Origin of the sequence: Shewanella sp. 4_MG-2023 (genome assembly GCF_030548015.1) — a bacterium.
Classification (GTDB): Bacteria; Pseudomonadota; Gammaproteobacteria; order Enterobacterales; family Shewanellaceae; genus Shewanella.
In genome coordinates, this window is the sequence record NZ_JAUORL010000003.1 from 155,350 (window position 1) to 173,226 (window position 17,877).

Genomic DNA, 17,877 nt, shown 5'->3' on the forward strand with positions numbered 1-17,877 from the left:
TAAAAATTACTGCTAATTCTTAGTATTTGCCAGGATAGCTAGCAAATAAAAAACCCGACATTAAAGCCGGGTTTTTAATATATGAGGCAGGATTAACGTGCGCGGAAGACGATACGACCTTTACTTAAATCGTAAGGAGTCAACTGAACAGTGACTTTATCACCCGTTAAAATACGGATGTAGTTTTTGCGCATCTTGCCAGAAATGTGTGCTATCACTACATGACCATTTTCAAGTTCTACGCGGAACATTGTATTTGGCAAGGTCTCAAGGATAGTGCCCTGCATTTCAATGTTGTCTTCTTTCGCCATTAATTGGTTACCTTTATGCCTTCAAATATAAAAAATTCGCCGTATCATGCCGTAAAAAGCGCGAGCTGTAAAGGCTTGAAACACTAAAGCATAGGTTCTTTTTCAATATGTTGCCATCCTTGAGCTGTTAAGATTTGATAAGGACGATATAAACGCTTGTAATTCATTTTACGATTTTCATCAATTTGGTAGCCTAAATAAAGAAATTGCTTATGTTTTTGCTGCGCGAGCTGGCATTGCAATAAAATCATATATGACCCTAAGGAACGTTTTGCATATTCGGGGTCAAAATAACTGTAAATTGCCGACATTGAATGCGTCATCATATCGGTTACAGCAACGCCAATGAGCTTTTGTTGGTCATAAACTTCAATGAAGGTATCAGGTAGCCACTGGCAAGCAAGAAAGTCGTTAAACTGGCTCTCAGAGGGAGGATACATAGGACCATCAAAATGGCGACCAATAATATATTGTTCATATAATTGATAATGTGCCGCCGTACGCTCGTGCGTAACTTTCCAGGTTAAATCTTGATTATTCTTTAAGGTTCTTTTTTGTCTTTTGGATACCTTAAACTGGCCAACATCCACTCGAATGGACTGACAAGCCTGACAGCTAGGACATCTGGGTTTGTAAATTGAACTGCCATTACGTCTAAAACCCATTCCTAACAATTGTTCGAATAAGTTTGCGTCAAGTTCAGACTCTTGAATAACAAGTAATTGCTCTTGTAAACCGTCAATATAATTACAATCAAACGGCTGGGTTAGGCCTACGCTAATGCTTCTAGAACTCAAAATAGACCTCTTGTTGTAACCAAGTATCATCGTTAATAACTTGATTTCGTAATTGTTTTAGTTGAGCTAAAAATGCTTTTCTGGGAACGTCTACGGCGCCTAAATTGGCTAGGTGAGGGTTCATAATTTGTGCATCAATGAGTTTAAAACCCTTGTCGAATAAATGCTGGTTGAGCATAGCAAAGGCCGCTTTTGAGGCATTAGATTGACGATGAAACATTGACTCGCCACAAAACACGCTTCCCACTGCAATGCCGTATAAGCCGCCAACTAGCTCATCATTATCCCACACTTCAATTGAATGTGCTTTTCCCAGTTTATGCAGCTGTATATAGGCCTGCTGGATGTCAGATGAAATCCAAGTGCCTTGCTGTGTGAGCCTAGGTTGTGAGCAAGCATGGATAACCTCAGTGAAGGCTTTATTAATACTAAAGCGCCATGGACTTTTTTTGAGCAGCTTTAACATACTTTTATTTACTGCATGTCGCTTGGGGATAAAAATGGCTCTAGGATCTGGTGACCACCAAAGGATGGGGTCGTGTTCATTAAACCAAGGGAATATGCCTTGATAGTAGGCTTCCACAAGGCGTTGCGGGCTTAAATCACCACCAACAGCTAGTAAACCATTGGGATCTGACAATGCTTGTTGTGGATCAGGAAACAAAGGCAGTTTATTTAAATAGGACAGTGAGTTCACAATTGAGTATATTAATGAGTAGACCTTATGCATACGTTAGCGGAATTTTGCCTATGTTGAAACTCACAAACTGTTCTCGAGCACTTTTTAGTGCGATTTTGTTTATCTTAATCTCAGTGCCAGCAAGTGCGGCCTACGACCGAAATCAAGCTGTCCCAGTAGAAAAGGTTGTCTACGGCCAAGTTGAATCAATTAAACATGTCACTCAAACCCAGTTGGTGGAAGATCGAAATGTTGGCTGGAAAACATTTGGCGGCGCCTTGGTGGGCGGCGTTATTGGCCATCAATTTGGTGGTGGCTCAGGCCAAGATGTTGCAACTGTGCTTGGTGCGTTAGTGGGCGGCGCTGCTGCAAATCAGTATGGAAACACGACCAGAACATTAGAATATAAACTCATTGAAATGATGATAAACCTTGATGATGGTAGCCAAGTGATGGTGATTCAAGATCAAGATCCTGGCATGGCATTTAACGCAGGTGACGAAGTGAGGGTGGTTTATCTAAAAGGCTATGTCAGAGTTGATTTAGCCATGTAAGTCTGGATGTAATTTACACAATAAAAAAGGACACAATAAAAAAGGAGCCTAAGCTCCTTTTTTATTGTGTAAACGCACCTGAAACTAGAAACCGCGAGGTAAGGTACTTTTACCTGCCGCAGCTAGTTTTTCACGCCATAATTCTTTTGGCGTTTTACCACCAGAAGTTGACGTTGCTGGTGTACTTGCAACTTTAACAGCAGGCTTTTTAGCAACTGCTTTTTTTGCGACAACTGCTTTAACCGGCTTATCTGCTACAGGCGCAACAGCGGTTTGACCTTGTGTGGCTTCAAGGTGCATTTTCTCAAGTTCGCTAAAGCGTATCGACTTGCCGCCATCAATTTTGTACCAACTGCCTTTCTGTTCAATTTCAACAGATTTACCAGTTTGATTTTCAAGAGCCGCGGTTAATTCAGCGATAAGCGCTTCTTTTGTCAAGTTTGACATTTTGAGACCTATTTTTATTTATTGAATAGTTTATTTAATGTGTTCAACATCCCGTGGGCTAATTTTAATGTTTAATGTACTTAAAAGTCCAATTTATGCAAAAATCGTTCAGCTATTAGCCAATCTTAACAAGGGTTTTTCAATAAGTATTGGTCTGCGTTACACTATTACTATCAATAAATTTAGGGTTAGTTTTATGTCATTAACGTCTGTATCTCGCCAACAATTGTCTAAATATCTCAATGATTTTCTGAATGTGAATCAGTTTAAAGATTACGCTCCCAATGGGCTGCAAGTGCAGGGCACTGAACACATCAGCACGATTGTGACTGGCGTTACCGCTTGCCAAGCATTAATCGATCAAGCTGCAGCATTAAATGCAGACGCGATTTTAGTGCACCATGGTTTTTTTTGGAAAAATGAACCCGAAGTGCTTACTGGTATGAAATACCAAAGAATAAAATCACTAATGACCCACGATATGAATTTATTCGGCTATCATTTACCTTTAGATGCACATCAAACACTGGGTAATAATGCTGAATTAGCTAAAGAATTAGGTATTGTCGATGTTGAGGTGTGTACCGATATACCGCAAAATTTACTATGGCAGGGGAAATTTCCTCAGCCATTAACTGTTGCACAAGTTAATGCATTATTAACAGAGAAGCTTAATCGAGTGCCATTACACATTGGTGACGAGACTGAGGTTATTTCATCTATTGCTTGGTGTACTGGCGGGGCGCAGGATTATATTGATCATGCTGCAGGCTTGTACGTTGACGCCTTTATCAGTGGTGAAGTGTCAGAAAGGACCTTTCATTGCGCTATGGAGCAAGGGATCCATTACTTTGCCGCAGGTCATCATGCTACAGAGCAATTTGGTATAAAAGCTTTAGGTGAACATTTAGCCAATGAATTTGGTTTAACCCATCACTATATTGATATTGTGAACCCTGTGTAATGTTTGTCACCTGAGCGCAAAATAACTACAGATAAGGAATAAATGGATGACTGAGTATTTTTTACAAGCGTTTATATATTTATCAGCTGCAGTTATCGCCGTACCATTGGCTCAGCGTTTAGGGCTTGGCTCAGTGCTTGGCTATTTAATTGCCGGACTGGTCATTGGTCCCATCATCGGCCTTGTTGGCAGTGAAACCAGCACCATTCAGCATTTTGCTGAATTTGGTGTAGTGATGATGTTATTTCTGGTGGGCTTAGAGTTAGAGCCTAAAATGCTGTGGTCCATGCGGCATCGTCTTATTGGCATGGGCGGCTTACAAGTTGGCTTGTCAGTGGGCGGTGTGATGGCCATTGCGATGTTATTTGATATTCAATGGTCAATCGCATTAACCATAGGTTTGATTTTTTCATTGTCTTCAACAGCAATTGTATTGCAGACCTTTAATGAAAAAGGCTTAATTAAAACGCCTGCCGGTCGAAATGCATTCTCAGTGCTTCTGTTTCAAGATATTGCCGTGATCCCCATGCTGGCGTTAATCCCATTGCTAGCGTTACCTGAATTAGTCGCAGTGACACAAACAGCGGTGTCTGAGGCAGCAGCCCATCATGAAGAGTTATCCTTGGTGGCTGAACTCTCCAGTGGTGTGTATGCCATCGTTTTAGTGCTCTCAATCGCTTTTGTTATTTTTGGCGGCCATTATTTAACTCGACCCATTTTTAAATTTGTTGCAGATTCTGGTGTCAGAGAGATTTCAACTGCTGCGGCATTATTGTTAGTTATTGGCATTGCGGCATTAATGAGTTTGGTTGAGGTTTCACCTGCTTTGGGCACATTTTTAGCAGGTGTGGTACTGGCTAATAGTGAGTTTAAGCATGAACTTGAGGCGAATATTGCGCCGTTTAAAGGTTTATTACTGGGGCTATTTTTCATTACCGTGGGGGCGGGGATTGATTTTGACATCTTATGGCAATATCTAGGACCCATTTTAGCCATTACTTTTGGGGTGATGTTTTTAAAGGCATTGGTGTTATTTATATTGTCTTTTATATTCCGAATTACAGGTAGTGATAGGTGGCTGTTTACCCTAAGTCTCGCTCAAGCGGGTGAATTCGGTTTTGTGTTATTGAGCTTTAGCCAACAAAATGATGTATTACCCATTCATATCGCCCAGCCATTATCTATTGTGGTTGCCTTGTCGATGTTTTTGACTCCAGGCTTATTCATCTTCTATGAAAAGTTTATTGTGCCCAAATATGAAAAGAACTCAAACGAGCGGGAACAAGATACGGTTGATGAGCAAGGTGTGGTGATCATTGCCGGTATCGGTCGTTTTGGTCAAATAGTCAATCGATTACTGTTATCTAACGGGGTGAAAACGGTTGTACTAGACCGTCAGGCATCCCAAGTGGATACATTGAGAAAAATCAAAACCAAAGCCTTTTATGGTGATGCCACCAGGCCTGATTTATTAGAAACAGCTGGTGTTGCCAACGCTGCCGCCTTTGTCATTGCCATTGATGATCAGCAAAGTAGTATTGAGTTGGTTAAGTACCTTAAACATAAATACCCACAGCTTAAAGTCATCAGCCGTGCTTTTGACCGTGGTCATGGGCACTTATTGCGAGAAGCTGGCGCAGATTTTGTCGAGTCAGAAACCTTCCACTCCGCCCTGAAAGTTGGTGCGGCGTCGATGCGGGCAATGGGATTTTCTGATGAGTTAGTCAGTCAGCAAAAGCTAACATATCAAAGAGTTGAAAAAGAAGCGGCAGATGCCTTATATAAAGAATGGTTGAAGCGACCTGAAGGTGAACGCTATGGCAATGATTTCATCAGTCTGTTTATGCTTTACGAAGAGCGAATGAAGCAAGCCATTGAAGCAGATACTGAGGCTTATAATAGCCGTAACTTTGCCAAAGAGGCGCCTTGTGATAGCTCTGATGATTGTCAAAATCCAAGTCAAAAACCATCTCAAAGTCTAGTATAAATCTCAGCCTAAAATCTGAGTGCTAGTGCCATAAAAAAGGCCATCTTTTGATGGCCTTACTATTCAAGCTTTGTTGCTAATTACATGACTCGCATGCCAGGTTTCGCGCCTGCATGAGGCTCTAAAATCCAGATATCTTTTCCACCAGGGCCGGCGGCTAATACCATGCCTTCAGATTCACCGAACTTCATTTTACGTGGTGCAAGGTTGGCAACCATCACAGTGTGTTTGCCAATCAAATCTTCTGGTGCGTAAGCAGATTTAATGCCTGCAAAAACCTGCTTGGTTTCGCCGCCTAAATCTAACTCTAAACGGAGTAGTTTATTGGCTTTTTCAATATGCTCAGCTTTTGAAATAAGCGCGATACGCAAATCAACTTTGGCAAAATCATCAAAAGTAATTTCAGGGCTTAGGGGCTCTTTCTCAAGCTCAGTTTGAGTAGCTTCCGGCGCAGCATCAGTCACTTTACTTGCAGTTACTTGTAAGTTTTCAGTTGATGCCTCAATGATAGCTTCAATGCTTTTCATTTCAATGCGCTGCATTAATGCTTTAAACTTAGCAATTTCATGGCCAGCTAGATCTACAGCTAAATTATCCCATGTTAATGGCGTCTGTAAGAAAGCTTCAACATTGTCAGCTAGCTTAGGTAGTACCGGTTTAAGGTAAGTGACTAAGATGCGGAACAAGTTAAGTGCATTGCTACACACTTGATGGGCTTCATCTTGCTTGTCTTCTTGTTTGATTAACTGCCAAGGCGCGGCATCAGCAACATAGGCATTTGCCATGTCAGCTAAAGCCATAATTTCGCGCATCGCTTTACCAAACTCACGAGTCTCATATAAATCAGCAATGATATCCTGTTTAGCTAAAAAGGCCTCAGTCAAAGTCATATCGTTGATTTTAGCTAACTTGCCGTCAAAACGTTTACTGATAAAACCAGCGGTACGTGAGGCTAAGTTCACTAATTTACCAACTAGATCAGAGTTCACTCGCTGTGCGAAGTCTTCTAGATTTAAATCTAAGTCATCAACACGGCTGTTTAATTTCGCCGCGTAGTAATAGCGAAGATACTCAGGATCTAAATTATCTAAATAAGTACGCGCTTTAATAAACGTGCCTTTTGACTTAGACATTTTGGCACCATTTACCGTAACATAACCATGTGCATAAACAGCAGTAGGTTTACGAATACCCGCGCCATCTAGCACTGCAGGCCAAAATAAACCGTGGAAGTTGACAATATCTTTACCAATGAAGTGATAAAGCTCTGTTGTAGAGTCTTTTTTCCAAAATTCGTCAAAATCAAGGTCACCACGTTTATCACATAAGTTTTTAAACGAGCCCATGTAACCGATAGGTGCGTCTAACCATACGTAGAAAAATTTACCTGGTTGCTCTGGTATTTCAAAACCAAAATAAGGCGCATCACGGGAAATATCCCATTGCTGCAGACCTTGTTCGAACCATTCTCTTAGCTTGTTGGCAATTTCAGGTTGTAGTGAACCTGATGCAAGCCATTCACTTAACATGGTTTCAAATGCAGGTAAGTCAAAGAAGAAATGTTCACTGTCCTTCATTACTGGCGTAGCACCTGACACGACCGAGTAAGGATTGATTAAATCTGTGGTGCTATAAGTCGCACCACAGTTATCGCAGTTATCACCATATTGATCTTCACTCTTACATTTCGGGCAAGTGCCTTTGACAAAGCGGTCTGGTAAAAACATTTCTTTTTCAGGATCGAATAATTGAGAAATGGTTTTGGTTTTAATGTAACCACCATCACGCAACTTCAGATAAATATCGCTGGCAAGCTCACAGTTTTCTTTACAGTGCGTGCTATGGAAGTTATCAAAGTTGATATTGAAATCAGCGAAATCTTGTTCATGTTCTTTTTGAACTTGAGCAATCATTTCTTCTGGTGTAATACCCAGTTGTTGGGCTTTCAGCATGATTGGGGTGCCATGGGCATCATCTGCACAAATATAGTGACATTCATGTCCACGAAGTTTTTGGTAACGAGACCAAATATCAGTTTGAATATACTCAAGCATATGACCTAAATGGATAGGACCATTTGCATATGGGAGGGCACTTGTCACCAGAATTTTACGTTGTGAATTTGTCATTTTGTCTCAACAATCGATTACACCAAATATATGTTGATGATACTAACCGATCAAAGTGATTATTTCATCAAACAACAACAAAATGGGCTAAATTTGCGCTCATTTTTCTTGAATTCTGGTACACTTGAACAAATTTATCGCTGGGAGTTCTGCTTTTGTCTACTTCGCATACAGATTATCAATTAAGTGCTGACCTATTAGGTCCCGTGTTGAGTATTTTAGATGCATATCAAGATCCATATTTAGCCGAAGGGCTTGTATCTGCAGGTTGTGTCACTAAGCTTTCAATTGAAGGCAAACGTTTATCACTTGGGTTAGTTTATCCATACCCATGTATGACGCAATATCGTGATACTGTCATGGATGTGACTAAAAAATTAGCCGTACTTGATGCTATTGATGAAGTAGAGTGCGAAATTGATTTTCAGCCAAGAGTATTTTCTGCGGTTAGCTCTGTAGCGCCATTGCCAAATATTAAGCAAGTCATTGCTGTGGCTTCAGGTAAAGGCGGCGTGGGTAAATCAACCACGGCAGTTAACCTTGCATTAGCTTTAAAAGCAGAAGGTGCTGAAGTGGGCATCTTAGATGCTGACATTTACGGTCCTTCAATTCCTATGATGCTGGGTTTACAAGGTTTTAAACCGACTTCACCTGACGGGAAAATGATGACCGCAGCCAGTGCTCATGGCATTACTGCCCAATCAATCGGCTTTATGTTAGGTGATGGCGAAGCTGCAGTATGGCGTGGCCCAATGGCGGCCGGTGCTTTAAATCAGTTATTAACTGAAACCCAGTGGCCAGAACTTGATTATTTGGTTATCGATTTACCACCTGGAACCGGTGATATCCAATTAACCCTTTCGCAAAAATTTCCTGTGAGTGGCACGGTTGTGGTGACTACACCGCAAGATATTGCCCTTGAAGATGCGAAAAAAGGCATTACCATGTTCCAAAAAGTGGATATCCCAGTGTTAGGGATTATTGAGAACATGAGTTTTCATTTATGTCCAGAATGTGGCCATAAAGAACACCCATTTGGTACTCATGGTGGCAGTAAAATTGCCGAGCGTTATGAAGTACCGTTATTAGGTGCTTTGCCGCTTAATATCAACATTCGTGAATCAATGGATGAAGGTAACCCTGCAGTTGTGAGTCAGCCTGATTCTGAAGTGGCAGGGATTTATCGTGAGATCGCTCGTAAAGTTGGGGCTCAACTAGCCAAACAACAAAGTAAAAAGACAGTATCAATTAGTATTTCAGACGACGAGTAAGGTTTTAAATAATGAATTCTCCGCAATGTGTCATTATCGGTATCGCGGGTGCGTCAGCATCAGGTAAAAGTTTAATTGCTCAAACTATTTTTGAAGAGTTAAAGCGTGATTTAGGTACCGACCAAATTGGCGTAATCAATGAAGATGCCTATTATCGCGACCAGAGCCATTTATCAATGGAAGATCGTGTTAAAACCAATTATGACCACCCTAAAGCATTAGATCATCAGTTGTTGGCTGAGCATCTAAAACAGCTAAAACGAGGCGAGTCGGTTGATATTCCTTGCTACAGCTATAAGGAACATACTCGTATTGGCAAGACCTTAGATATGCAACCTAAAAAGGTGATTATTTTAGAAGGTATCTTATTATTAACGGATCCTAAACTGCGTGAATTAATGGATGCCAGTGTATTTATGGATACGCCGTTAGATATCTGTTTTTTACGTCGTCTATCACGTGATGTTGCTGAGCGCGGGCGTACCATGGAATCTGTGATTTCTCAGTATAAAGCGACCGTTAGGCCGATGTTTTTACAATTTATTGAGCCATCTAAGCAACATGCTGACATTATCGTGCCTCGTGGTGGTAAAAACCGTATTGCAACCGATATTCTTAAAGCAAGAATACAGCATTTATTGGCACGCTAGATATTAGCACGCTTAATATAGCCGTGTTTTGCGGATTAAAATTGTATTAAGATAAAATGATGACACAGAAAGGCTCCTACAAATGGGGCCATTCTTTTGTGTAAAACCGCTTGAATCGACATGCTAATATCAAGCTGGCAGTCAGATAACACTCAGGAACGAGAATGGCATCAGTATTTGTTAATGGATTACCACAACAGCAAATTAACCCACTGGATAGAGGTTTAGCCTACGGTGATGGTGCATTTGCCACCATGCGTGTGTTACAGGGTAAGGTGTTATTCATTGATGAACATATTGAGCGATTGCAGCAAGCATGTTTGCGTTTGGGCTTTGCATTACAAAATCAACTTGAGTTAATAAATCAGCTTGAGCAGCACGGCCAGGTTTTAAACCAAGGCTGTATCAAAATACTCATTAGCCGCGGTGTAGGTGGTCGAGGTTACAGTGCCCCAGACATTGTGGAGCAAACAAGCGTCATTTCCTTACATGATATTCCCGCTCACTATCAGCAATGGCAACAGCAGGGGATCAGTTTATCTTTAGCGGCGATTAGCTTAGCGCGCCAACCAATACTTGCTGGGATGAAACACCTTAATCGGCTTGAGCAAGTGCTGATAAAGCAAAACCTATTACCACAAGGTTGCGATGACTGGCTGGTACTTGACACCGATGGCAATGTGGTTGAATCATCAATGGCCAATGTCTTTATTGTAGAAGGCCAAAATGTTTATACCCCAGCAATCAGCCACAGCGGTGTATCAGGGGTGATGCGACAACAAGTTATTATCGCGTTATTAGAAAACAACATTAACGTTTACGCTGAACCAATCAGCTTATCCAGGCTTAAGCAAGCAGATCATGTTTTTATCAGCAACAGCCTGTTGGGCGTTGTTAATATTAATCATCTTGATGATAACCAATATTCCAGCTGGCCTATGAGCCATAACTTAATTAAACAGTTACAATTATCACTCTAATATGAAAAAAATACTGACCGTTTTACTCGCATTTTTGATGACCCTAACCACAGTGGCTTGCATTGTCGGTTACTGGGGATATCAACAGATAATTGCTTATCCCAATCAGACTCTCACCGTCGATGCGCCTGTTGAGTTAACTATTTCACAGGGCATGAATGTCACCAAGCTTGCTAAAGATTTAGAGCATAAACAATGGCTAACAGATAGCTGGAAATTAAAATATCTGGTTAAGCTTAAACCTGAATATGCCCATATCAAAACAGGCTTATATCAAATTGAGCCGGGTGACAGCTTGGCCTCTTTACTGAATAAGATTAATTCGGGTGACCAAATCAGCTTTTCAGTAACGTTAATCGAAGGCAAGACCATTAAGGAATGGCAACAAGTGTTGGCCACATCACCGCATCTAACTTTTGATGAGCAAGTGTTCAATCGAGTGTTATTGAAAAATGGTGACGATTCAAATTTACCAGAAGGTAAGTTTTTCCCTGAGACCTATCAATATCATGCAGGCGATAGTTTAGAGTCGGTGCTGCAACGCAGTTATACATTAATGCAAACCACTTTAGAGGCTGCGTGGCAACAGCGCGATAAAGATCTTAAACTAAAAACACCCTATGAGTTATTGATCATTGCTTCAATCATCGAAAAAGAAACAGGCAAGCCAGAAGAGCGCGATTGGGTCGCTGCAGTATTTAATAATCGCTTAAAATTAGGCATGCGTCTTCAAACAGATCCGACCGTTATTTATGGCATGGGCGATCGCTACCAAGGTAATATCACTCGCAGTGATTTACGAGAACACACGGCATTTAATACTTATCGTATAAATGGTTTACCGCCAACACCGATTGCAGCGCCAAGTAAAGCTGCTTTGTTTGCAGCAGCAAAACCTGCTGAAGTCGATTATTTATACTTTGTCTCAAGAAATGATGGCAGCCATGTTTTTTCAAAGACACTTGCACAACATAACCGTGCAGTTAACGAATATCAGAGAAATAGAAAATGAGTAAAAAAAACGCTAAATTCATTACAATTGAAGGATTAGAAGGCGCGGGTAAGTCCAGCGCAGTTGAATTAGTAAAGCAAATTATTACAGACCATTGTCATCAAGCGCCAATATGCACCCGTGAGCCAGGCGGTACGCCATTAGCAGAAAAAATTAGAGATTTAGTCAAAATTGCTGATGATAGTGATCCACTGTGTGATGAGGCTGAATGTTTACTGTTTTACGCAGCCCGTACTCAGTTAATTTCAAATGTCATTAAGCCCGCTTTAGCCGACGGAACTTGGGTATTAGGCGATAGACATAACCTCTCGTCGTTAGCTTACCAAGGCGGCGGTAGAGGATTAATGCCATTAGTAAAATCCATTAGTGATGCTTGTTTACAGGGCTTCAAGCCCGATTTAACCCTTTATTTAGATATTGAACCGCAATTAGGCTTAGCCCGCGCAGCCAAACGTGGTGAGTTAGATCGCATCGAGCAACAAGAATTGGATTTCTTTATTCGTGCTCGAGAAACCTTTTTAGCGTTTGCTGCTGAAGATAGCTCAATTTTAGTTATTGATGCTAGTAAACCCATTGATCAAGTCCATGAACAGATCCGAGTCGCATTAGCAGCGAATCTTGTGTAATGGTAATGACCTTGATTAAAACAGCGTAAAGTGAGTCATTGATGCAAGCTTTTGGATTAAATCAGTTGCCCTGGTTAGATGAACCGTTTCAGCGATTCTTAAATGAGTTAGCAAACGGGCATAGTGCTCACGCACAACTGTTAACCATAGATACCGGTCTAGGAGGGTATTTATTTGCTCATGAAATGGCCCATGCCGCCATGTGCCAAAACTTAACCCCTGTTGGGGCATGCGGTCAATGTAAAAGCTGTCTGTTATTTAAAGCGGGAACACACCCTGATTGTCATGTGATTAAAGCTGATGGCAATCAAATCAAGGTCGATCAAATTCGCGACTTATGTCAAAAATTAACGGTCACAGCCCAGCAAGGCGGTCAACGTGTCGCCATTATTCAAAACTGCGAGCAATTTAATTTAGCGTCAGCCAATGCGTTATTAAAAACCTTAGAAGAGCCGGGTAATAATATTTTAATTATTTTACAAACAGACGTGCCTTCAAGATTGTTAGCAACCATTAAAAGTCGCTGCCAGAATGTGGCCTTTAATGCCCCTGATAGACGCCAAGTATTAGCTTGGCTGTCTTCCCATCAATTATTACCACAACCTCCTTATGGCGAGAAAGCCCATGATGTGACTTGGTGTTTAAGTATGATTGGTGGGCCGTTGAAATTAGCTGAAAGCCTAGGTAATCAACATTACCAACAACTACTGCAATATCGAGTCGATTGGGCAAACAGTATTAAATCAGGACATTTGACTGGCAGTTTAATTAAGTTATCAGAGCAACAAATTATTGATGCACTTAATGTTTTATATTTGTACTTAAGGCAATATGTGTTAAAAAGTAAAGAGCTCGACGCATTAGCTGCGAGTAACATCATTGGTTTCTCATCGAAAGTCGCGCAAATGTGCCAAAAATTAGCGACGATGGCGAGTATAAACGCGCCTGCATTATGTCAAGACTACATTCTTGAATTTAGACAACTTATTCATTACAGACAATAGAATTACACTATGACCGATCTTGTTGTAAATTTTGATACTCTGCACCAGTTGTACAGAGCATATATGCCATTCATTAAACCTGCGGGTTTGTTTATTTCGACCACAGAAAGCCACTTTCTAGGTCAGGAGTTATCCATAGCTTATAAGTTGCCAGGTACTTCACAAATGGCTGATTTTCAAGGTGTGGTGGTGTGGATTAATCCACTTGGTGCATCAGGCGGCCGACCTGCGGGTATTGGCGTAAAAATAAAAACCGATCCTGAAAGTCATAAACATCATATTGAAAAGCTGCTTTCTACTCAGTTATCTTCAAGTGACATGACTTGTACCATGTAATAGTTAAACAAGGGTACTGTAAAGGTTCTTCCTCTATCATAGGTTTTATTTGGCTAATACAATTAAGTTAAACAAAAAATGTCAAAACCAAATCTAACCTTTGATTAAACTGTGGTAACTGCTGATATGAAAATCAGCTTGAAAGATAATCCTCCCCTAGGTATTCTTGCTGGCTTGTTTAAGCCTTTAAAGAATCATCATGTTAATCGACTCTCACTGTCATCTAGACCGCTTAAAATCCGCGCCAGATCAAGCTAGTTTGCACGCTATTGTAGATGCTGCAAAATCTCGCGGGGTTGAATATCTTCTTTGTGTTAATGTTCGCCAGCAAGGTTTTGAAGCCATGCGCGATAAAATGGCCGACTTTGATAATATATTCTTATCATCAGGGGTGCATCCACTTGACGTTAAAGACGGTCTCAATGTCAGTGAAATTAAGCAATTTGCCACTGATAAAAAAGTCGTGGCAATTGGTGAAACCGGCCTTGATTATTTTTATGCCCCTGAAACGAAAGTATTGCAGCAACAATGCTTTGAACAACAAATAGCCTTAGCCGTAGAGGTGAATAAGCCGCTGATTGTTCACACTCGTGATGCCCGCGAAGATACTATTAACATGTTAAAAGCTGGCTACGCAGACAAAGTGGGTGGGGTATTGCATTGTTTTACAGAAAACTGGGAAATGGCCAAAGCAGCGATTGATTTAGGTTTTTATATCTCGGTGTCAGGTATTGTCACTTTTAAAAATGCCGGTGAACTTCGTAGCGTGATCCGTAAAGTACCTAAAGACAGGCTACTGGTTGAAACTGACTCACCGTATTTAGCGCCAGTACCGCACAGAGGGCAAGAAAACCAACCAGCTTTTGTGCGAGATGTTGCTGAGTTTGTTGCCGAGTTACGGGGTGAGAAATATATCGATTTAGCCGAATATACCACGGAGAACTTTTTTAACTTGTTCAAAGAGGCTGCAATATTAGCCAAGCGTTAACTTACGCTTTTGTGGTAAATTTTGATATTAAGTTTAGGCTGAATTTTAGGCAAAAAGAGACCCAAAACTATCCAATTGTTCTGGGTCTAGGGGAACGGCTCTTTTAGAAAAGAGCCTTGCGCTACTGTCGAAAACCAATTTCACTAAAAATCTTACTTCTCAGTATAGACCCGTTAATCATACTTTGCCTAAAAATTGCGCAACCGGTCAGTGTTTTATGCCGCAATAGCTTAACAACTAGCGCCTACTGATAATTGTTAAACGATAAAAGTCGCTGAATTATCGGCAATAAAGTGTATCTACTCTATTTTATCTTTTACCAATTCTCTTGGTAAATTATTTTTCAATCTATGGCCTAAATGCTTTACCACCCCTAATGGACTGTGGTGATGAGTGACAATCATTTCGCCCTTTGGGGTTAAGTCTAAATCGCTAAAGCTATCAGTTGCGATATCACGGCCCATTAAAAAGTCTTTCGCTTGTTGAGCATCAAGTTCGATAATTTTATCGTCTGAGCTGATATAGCGCCTAAGGCAGATAATGGCTTCATGTTTCACCTTAAAGCCTTTTTTCATCACATCGGCCAATTTTACCCCAATGCGTTGATAACGCATTAAACCGGTGAAATCGTTAAATTCAGCTGGAAATAACCAATACTCATCATCACGGATCATCACCGTATGATCTGCAGGTAAAGTGAGATTAAAGGTGGTGCTAAAGTATTGTTCAATGGCGGATACTTGTTTGGCATTCGCAACAGAAAACGGGAAGTTACGCTGAGGCTTAGGCTGCTTTTTAATTCGTTCAACAGATGCGGTTTTAGCAATTTTAGCGACGAAGAAACCTTCGCTATCATAAATTTGTGGCCAAACGTGTAAAAAACCTTCTTGGGTACAGGCTTGTTCTGCGCCAGGGAATAAATCAGTTAGAGGAATAAATTCAACCGCATCGGCATAGGTTTGTTTTAAAAATTGACAAATTTGCTGATTTTCAAGCTGACTTAAGGTGCAAGTGGAATAAACCAATGTGCCACCGGGCTTTAAGGCTAAAAAGGCGGATTGGATCAGCTGTTTTTGAGTCTCGGCAATATCAACAACATCATCTAATTGCCAGTTTTTAAGCGCATTAACGTCTTTTCTAACCGTACCTTCGCCACCGCATGGTGCATCGAGCAACACAGCATCAAACTTTTCAAATAAATACTCCCCAAAGACTTTGCCATCAAAATGGGTGAGGGCACATTGCTTTACGCCCATTCTAAGCACGTTGGCGTGCAAAATTTTAACGCGACTGGCAGAGTACTCATTAGCAATTAATAAGCCTTGATTATCCATTAAGGCGGCTAACTGAGTCGTTTTTGAGCCAGGCGCTGAGGCGACATCGAGGATCAGTTTACTGTGGTTATCATTTTGTAGCAGCGCAACAGGTGGCAACATCGAACTGGCTTCTTGGATATAAAATAAGCCTTGAATATGCTCAATCATATTACCAATTTGCACATCATCGCTGACTGAAACCCAAAACCCTTCAGCGCACCAAGGGATAGCTTCAAACTGCCAGCCATTATCAGTCATTATTTGGGTAAATTGCGCCACGGAAATCTTTAAAGTATTTACTCTGATTGATTTACGTAAAGGACGATTACAGGCAGCAATAAAGTCGTCCATATTAAGATGTGCGGGGAGTTCTGTAGCAATATGGGTTAAGTATTGCGGATTTATTTGAGCCATAGTAAAAATATCGATAAAACAACTGTGTAATAATGCGATAGATTATATCATGCATTTTCACGGTGTCGCTCACCCTGTAAAAGAAAGCGCAACCAACACATTCGCTAAAAGATGATGTTGAAAACTACAGCTGTGAAAAATAACGGAGTATTCAGTGCTAAATAGAGTTTGGTTGTTTTTTTTCTTAACGGCAGCAATCGCCATAATCGTGCAATTGTTTAATGGCCATGTTGAGGTATTAGGGGAGTCGGTTAAAGCTATTTTTAGTAGCGCTAAGTTAGCTGCTGAAATATCCATTGGCTTAATTGGTGTATTAGCGCTATGGATGGGGCTGATGCAAGTGGGTGAGAAAGCCGGTGTGGTTACGGTATTTGCTAAACTATTTGAGCCGTTATTATCAAAGTTAATGCCAGAGGTGCCAAGGGGGCATAAAGCTTACGGCAGTATCACCATGAATCTCACCGCAAACATGTTAGGCCTAGACAATGCAGCTACGCCGCTTGGTCTTAAAGCGATGCAAGACTTACAAAGCCTAAACCCAAATAAAGACGTGGCGACCAATGCGCAGATCTTGTTTTTAGTGCTCAATACTTCCTCAGTCACTTTAGTGCCAGTGACGGTATTTTTGTATCGAGCTCAGCAAGGTGCAGTCAATCCTGCAGATGTGTTTTTACCTATTCTATTAACCACAGTGGCATCAACCTTAGTGGGTTTATCTGTCGTGGCAATTGTTCAGCGTATTTCTTTAATCAATAGTGTGGTGCTGGCTTATGGCGCAACTTTGTTTAGTATATTAATTGCGGGTGTGTTTTATTTATTAACCCTATCTGCTGAAGCCATTGGAACATTATCGACTGTATTAGGTAATGGCATATTATTAGCCTTAATTATGAGTTTTATCCTGATTGCTGGTTACCGCAAAGTCGCCATTTATGATGAGTTTGTCGAAGGGGCCAAAAGCGGTTTTTCCCAAGCAATAATGTTAATTCCATATTTGTTGGCAATGTTACTCGCCATTGGATTATTGCGCTCATCGGGCGCCCTTGACTTTGCCCTTCAAGGCATAGCAGGCCTAGTGAGCTTGTTGGGGTTTGACAGCCGTTTTGTCGATGCCATGCCTACGGCGTTAATGAAACCATTTAGTGGTTCAGGGGCAAGGGCGATGATGTTAGAAACGATGGAGCATCATGGGGTAGACTCTTTTGCGGGTCGTTTATCGGCGATTTTTCAAGGAAGCACAGAAACCACCTTTTATGTACTTGCGGTGTACTTTGGCTCTGTCGGTATTCGAAATAGCCGCCATGCATTGGGCTGTGGCTTAGCGGCAGACGTCGGCGGAATAATGGCTGCCATCGCCGTTTGTTATTGGTTTTATGGCTAAGCACAACAGCTATTAAACGAGCAATAAAAAA

18 protein-coding genes are annotated in these 17,877 nt (G+C 41.1%); 12 read left to right on the forward strand and 6 right to left on the reverse strand.

Annotation, left to right across the window (positions count from 1 at the left end; translation table 11 throughout):
• Nucleotides 1-92: 92 nt before the first annotated feature.
• From infA to aat, 3 genes are all read right to left on the reverse strand, one after another.
• Nucleotides 93-311, reverse strand: coding sequence for a translation initiation factor IF-1 (gene infA, locus Q4546_RS02625; protein ID WP_011496276.1), 219 nt, complete (start codon nucleotides 309-311; stop codon nucleotides 93-95).
• A gap of 83 nt (nucleotides 312-394) precedes the next feature.
• Nucleotides 395-1,138 carry an arginyltransferase gene (locus tag Q4546_RS02630; protein ID WP_102437866.1) on the reverse strand — a complete coding sequence of 248 codons (744 nt, stop codon included), beginning with the start codon at nucleotides 1,136-1,138 and terminating at the stop codon, nucleotides 395-397.
• Nucleotides 1,098-1,805: a leucyl/phenylalanyl-tRNA--protein transferase gene (gene aat, locus Q4546_RS02635; protein WP_102437907.1), complete on the reverse strand. Its 708-nt coding sequence runs from the start codon at nucleotides 1,803-1,805 to the stop codon at nucleotides 1,098-1,100. Before aat ends, Q4546_RS02630 begins: the two co-directional genes overlap by 41 nt.
• Before the next feature lie 53 nt (nucleotides 1,806-1,858).
• Here aat and Q4546_RS02640 point away from each other — a divergent pair, with 53 nt between their 5' ends.
• The gene (locus Q4546_RS02640) at nucleotides 1,859-2,341 is read left to right on the forward strand and encodes a glycine zipper 2TM domain-containing protein (protein WP_102437864.1); all 483 of its coding nucleotides are present in this window, start codon (nucleotides 1,859-1,861) and stop codon (nucleotides 2,339-2,341) included.
• Between the two features lie 84 nt (nucleotides 2,342-2,425).
• Here the strand turns inward: Q4546_RS02640 and Q4546_RS02645 are convergent, their stop codons facing one another.
• On the reverse strand, nucleotides 2,426-2,788 hold the full coding sequence (locus Q4546_RS02645) for a hypothetical protein (protein ID WP_102437862.1): 363 nt from the start codon (nucleotides 2,786-2,788) through the stop codon (nucleotides 2,426-2,428).
• Between the two features lie 196 nt (nucleotides 2,789-2,984).
• Between Q4546_RS02645 and Q4546_RS02650 the strand changes: the two genes are divergently transcribed.
• Together Q4546_RS02650 and Q4546_RS02655 are read left to right on the forward strand one after the other, a co-directional pair.
• Complete coding sequence (locus tag Q4546_RS02650; protein WP_303409898.1) at nucleotides 2,985-3,752, forward strand: Nif3-like dinuclear metal center hexameric protein; 768 nt, start codon at nucleotides 2,985-2,987, stop codon at nucleotides 3,750-3,752.
• A gap of 46 nt (nucleotides 3,753-3,798) precedes the next feature.
• Nucleotides 3,799-5,739, forward strand: coding sequence for a monovalent cation:proton antiporter-2 (CPA2) family protein (locus tag Q4546_RS02655; RefSeq protein WP_303445629.1), 1,941 nt, complete (start codon nucleotides 3,799-3,801; stop codon nucleotides 5,737-5,739).
• A gap of 80 nt (nucleotides 5,740-5,819) precedes the next feature.
• On the opposite strand, the gene metG is transcribed toward Q4546_RS02655, so the two are convergent.
• Nucleotides 5,820-7,868, reverse strand: coding sequence for a methionine--tRNA ligase (gene metG / locus Q4546_RS02660; RefSeq protein WP_102531766.1), 2,049 nt, complete (start codon nucleotides 7,866-7,868; stop codon nucleotides 5,820-5,822).
• Between the two features lie 155 nt (nucleotides 7,869-8,023).
• Between metG and apbC the strand changes: the two genes are divergently transcribed.
• The 8 genes from apbC (at nucleotide 8,024) to Q4546_RS02700 (ending at nucleotide 14,735) form a co-directional block, all read left to right on the forward strand.
• Nucleotides 8,024-9,139 (forward strand): iron-sulfur cluster carrier protein ApbC, encoded by a 1,116-nt coding sequence (gene apbC, locus Q4546_RS02665; protein WP_303409893.1) that lies wholly within the window; start codon nucleotides 8,024-8,026, stop codon nucleotides 9,137-9,139.
• 11 nt (nucleotides 9,140-9,150) lie between these two features.
• A complete protein-coding gene (gene udk, locus Q4546_RS02670; protein ID WP_102437854.1) occupies nucleotides 9,151-9,789 on the forward strand; it encodes a uridine kinase in 639 nt (212 codons plus the stop codon).
• Nucleotides 9,790-9,953: 164 nt separating this feature from the next.
• On the forward strand, nucleotides 9,954-10,769 hold the full coding sequence (pabC, locus tag Q4546_RS02675; protein WP_102520018.1) for an aminodeoxychorismate lyase: 816 nt from the start codon (nucleotides 9,954-9,956) through the stop codon (nucleotides 10,767-10,769).
• 1 nt (nucleotide 10,770) lies between these two features.
• Nucleotides 10,771-11,781 (forward strand): endolytic transglycosylase MltG, encoded by a 1,011-nt coding sequence (gene mltG / locus Q4546_RS02680; RefSeq protein WP_102437848.1) that lies wholly within the window; start codon nucleotides 10,771-10,773, stop codon nucleotides 11,779-11,781.
• Complete coding sequence (gene tmk / locus Q4546_RS02685; protein WP_303445630.1) at nucleotides 11,778-12,407, forward strand: dTMP kinase; 630 nt, start codon at nucleotides 11,778-11,780, stop codon at nucleotides 12,405-12,407. The genes mltG and tmk overlap by 4 nt, the downstream gene beginning before the upstream one ends.
• 41 nt (nucleotides 12,408-12,448) lie before the next feature.
• Nucleotides 12,449-13,411: a DNA polymerase III subunit delta' gene (gene holB, locus Q4546_RS02690; RefSeq protein WP_102437845.1), complete on the forward strand. Its 963-nt coding sequence runs from the start codon at nucleotides 12,449-12,451 to the stop codon at nucleotides 13,409-13,411.
• Nucleotides 13,412-13,420: 9 nt separating this feature from the next.
• A complete protein-coding gene (locus Q4546_RS02695) occupies nucleotides 13,421-13,747 on the forward strand; it encodes a PilZ domain-containing protein (RefSeq protein ID WP_076536275.1) in 327 nt (108 codons plus the stop codon).
• Between the two features lie 199 nt (nucleotides 13,748-13,946).
• Nucleotides 13,947-14,735 carry a TatD family hydrolase gene (locus Q4546_RS02700; RefSeq protein WP_102437843.1) on the forward strand — a complete coding sequence of 263 codons (789 nt, stop codon included), beginning with the start codon at nucleotides 13,947-13,949 and terminating at the stop codon, nucleotides 14,733-14,735.
• A 299-nt stretch (nucleotides 14,736-15,034) separates the two neighbouring features.
• Here the strand turns inward: Q4546_RS02700 and rsmF are convergent, their stop codons facing one another.
• Entirely contained in the window at nucleotides 15,035-16,465 is a 1,431-nt protein-coding gene (gene rsmF / locus Q4546_RS02705; RefSeq protein WP_102437841.1) for a 16S rRNA (cytosine(1407)-C(5))-methyltransferase RsmF, read from the reverse strand.
• A 154-nt stretch (nucleotides 16,466-16,619) separates the two neighbouring features.
• Between rsmF and Q4546_RS02710 the strand changes: the two genes are divergently transcribed.
• Nucleotides 16,620-17,846: a nucleoside recognition domain-containing protein gene (locus tag Q4546_RS02710; RefSeq protein ID WP_102437839.1), complete on the forward strand. Its 1,227-nt coding sequence runs from the start codon at nucleotides 16,620-16,622 to the stop codon at nucleotides 17,844-17,846.
• Nucleotides 17,847-17,877 lie beyond the last annotated feature (31 nt).

Coding starts and splice junctions, on each gene's coding strand:
- infA (WP_011496276.1), bottom strand. CDS start 311: ATGGCGAAAGAAGACAACATTGAAATGCAGGGCACTATCCTTGAGACC.
- Q4546_RS02645 (WP_102437862.1), bottom strand. CDS start 2,788: ATGTCAAACTTGACAAAAGAAGCGCTTATCGCTGAATTAACCGCGGCT.
- Q4546_RS02655 (WP_303445629.1), top strand. CDS start 3,799: ATGACTGAGTATTTTTTACAAGCGTTTATATATTTATCAGCTGCAGTT.
- tmk (WP_303445630.1), top strand. CDS start 11,778: ATGAGTAAAAAAAACGCTAAATTCATTACAATTGAAGGATTAGAAGGC.
- Q4546_RS02630 (WP_102437866.1), bottom strand. CDS start 1,138: ATGATACTTGGTTACAACAAGAGGTCTATTTTGAGTTCTAGAAGCATT.
- udk (WP_102437854.1), top strand. CDS start 9,151: ATGAATTCTCCGCAATGTGTCATTATCGGTATCGCGGGTGCGTCAGCA.
- pabC (WP_102520018.1), top strand. CDS start 9,954: ATGGCATCAGTATTTGTTAATGGATTACCACAACAGCAAATTAACCCA.
- Q4546_RS02695 (WP_076536275.1), top strand. CDS start 13,421: ATGACCGATCTTGTTGTAAATTTTGATACTCTGCACCAGTTGTACAGA.
- Q4546_RS02650 (WP_303409898.1), top strand. CDS start 2,985: ATGTCATTAACGTCTGTATCTCGCCAACAATTGTCTAAATATCTCAAT.
- holB (WP_102437845.1), top strand. CDS start 12,449: ATGCAAGCTTTTGGATTAAATCAGTTGCCCTGGTTAGATGAACCGTTT.
- metG (WP_102531766.1), bottom strand. CDS start 7,868: ATGACAAATTCACAACGTAAAATTCTGGTGACAAGTGCCCTCCCATAT.
- rsmF (WP_102437841.1), bottom strand. CDS start 16,465: ATGGCTCAAATAAATCCGCAATACTTAACCCATATTGCTACAGAACTC.
- mltG (WP_102437848.1), top strand. CDS start 10,771: ATGAAAAAAATACTGACCGTTTTACTCGCATTTTTGATGACCCTAACC.
- Q4546_RS02640 (WP_102437864.1), top strand. CDS start 1,859: ATGTTGAAACTCACAAACTGTTCTCGAGCACTTTTTAGTGCGATTTTG.
- Q4546_RS02700 (WP_102437843.1), top strand. CDS start 13,947: ATGTTAATCGACTCTCACTGTCATCTAGACCGCTTAAAATCCGCGCCA.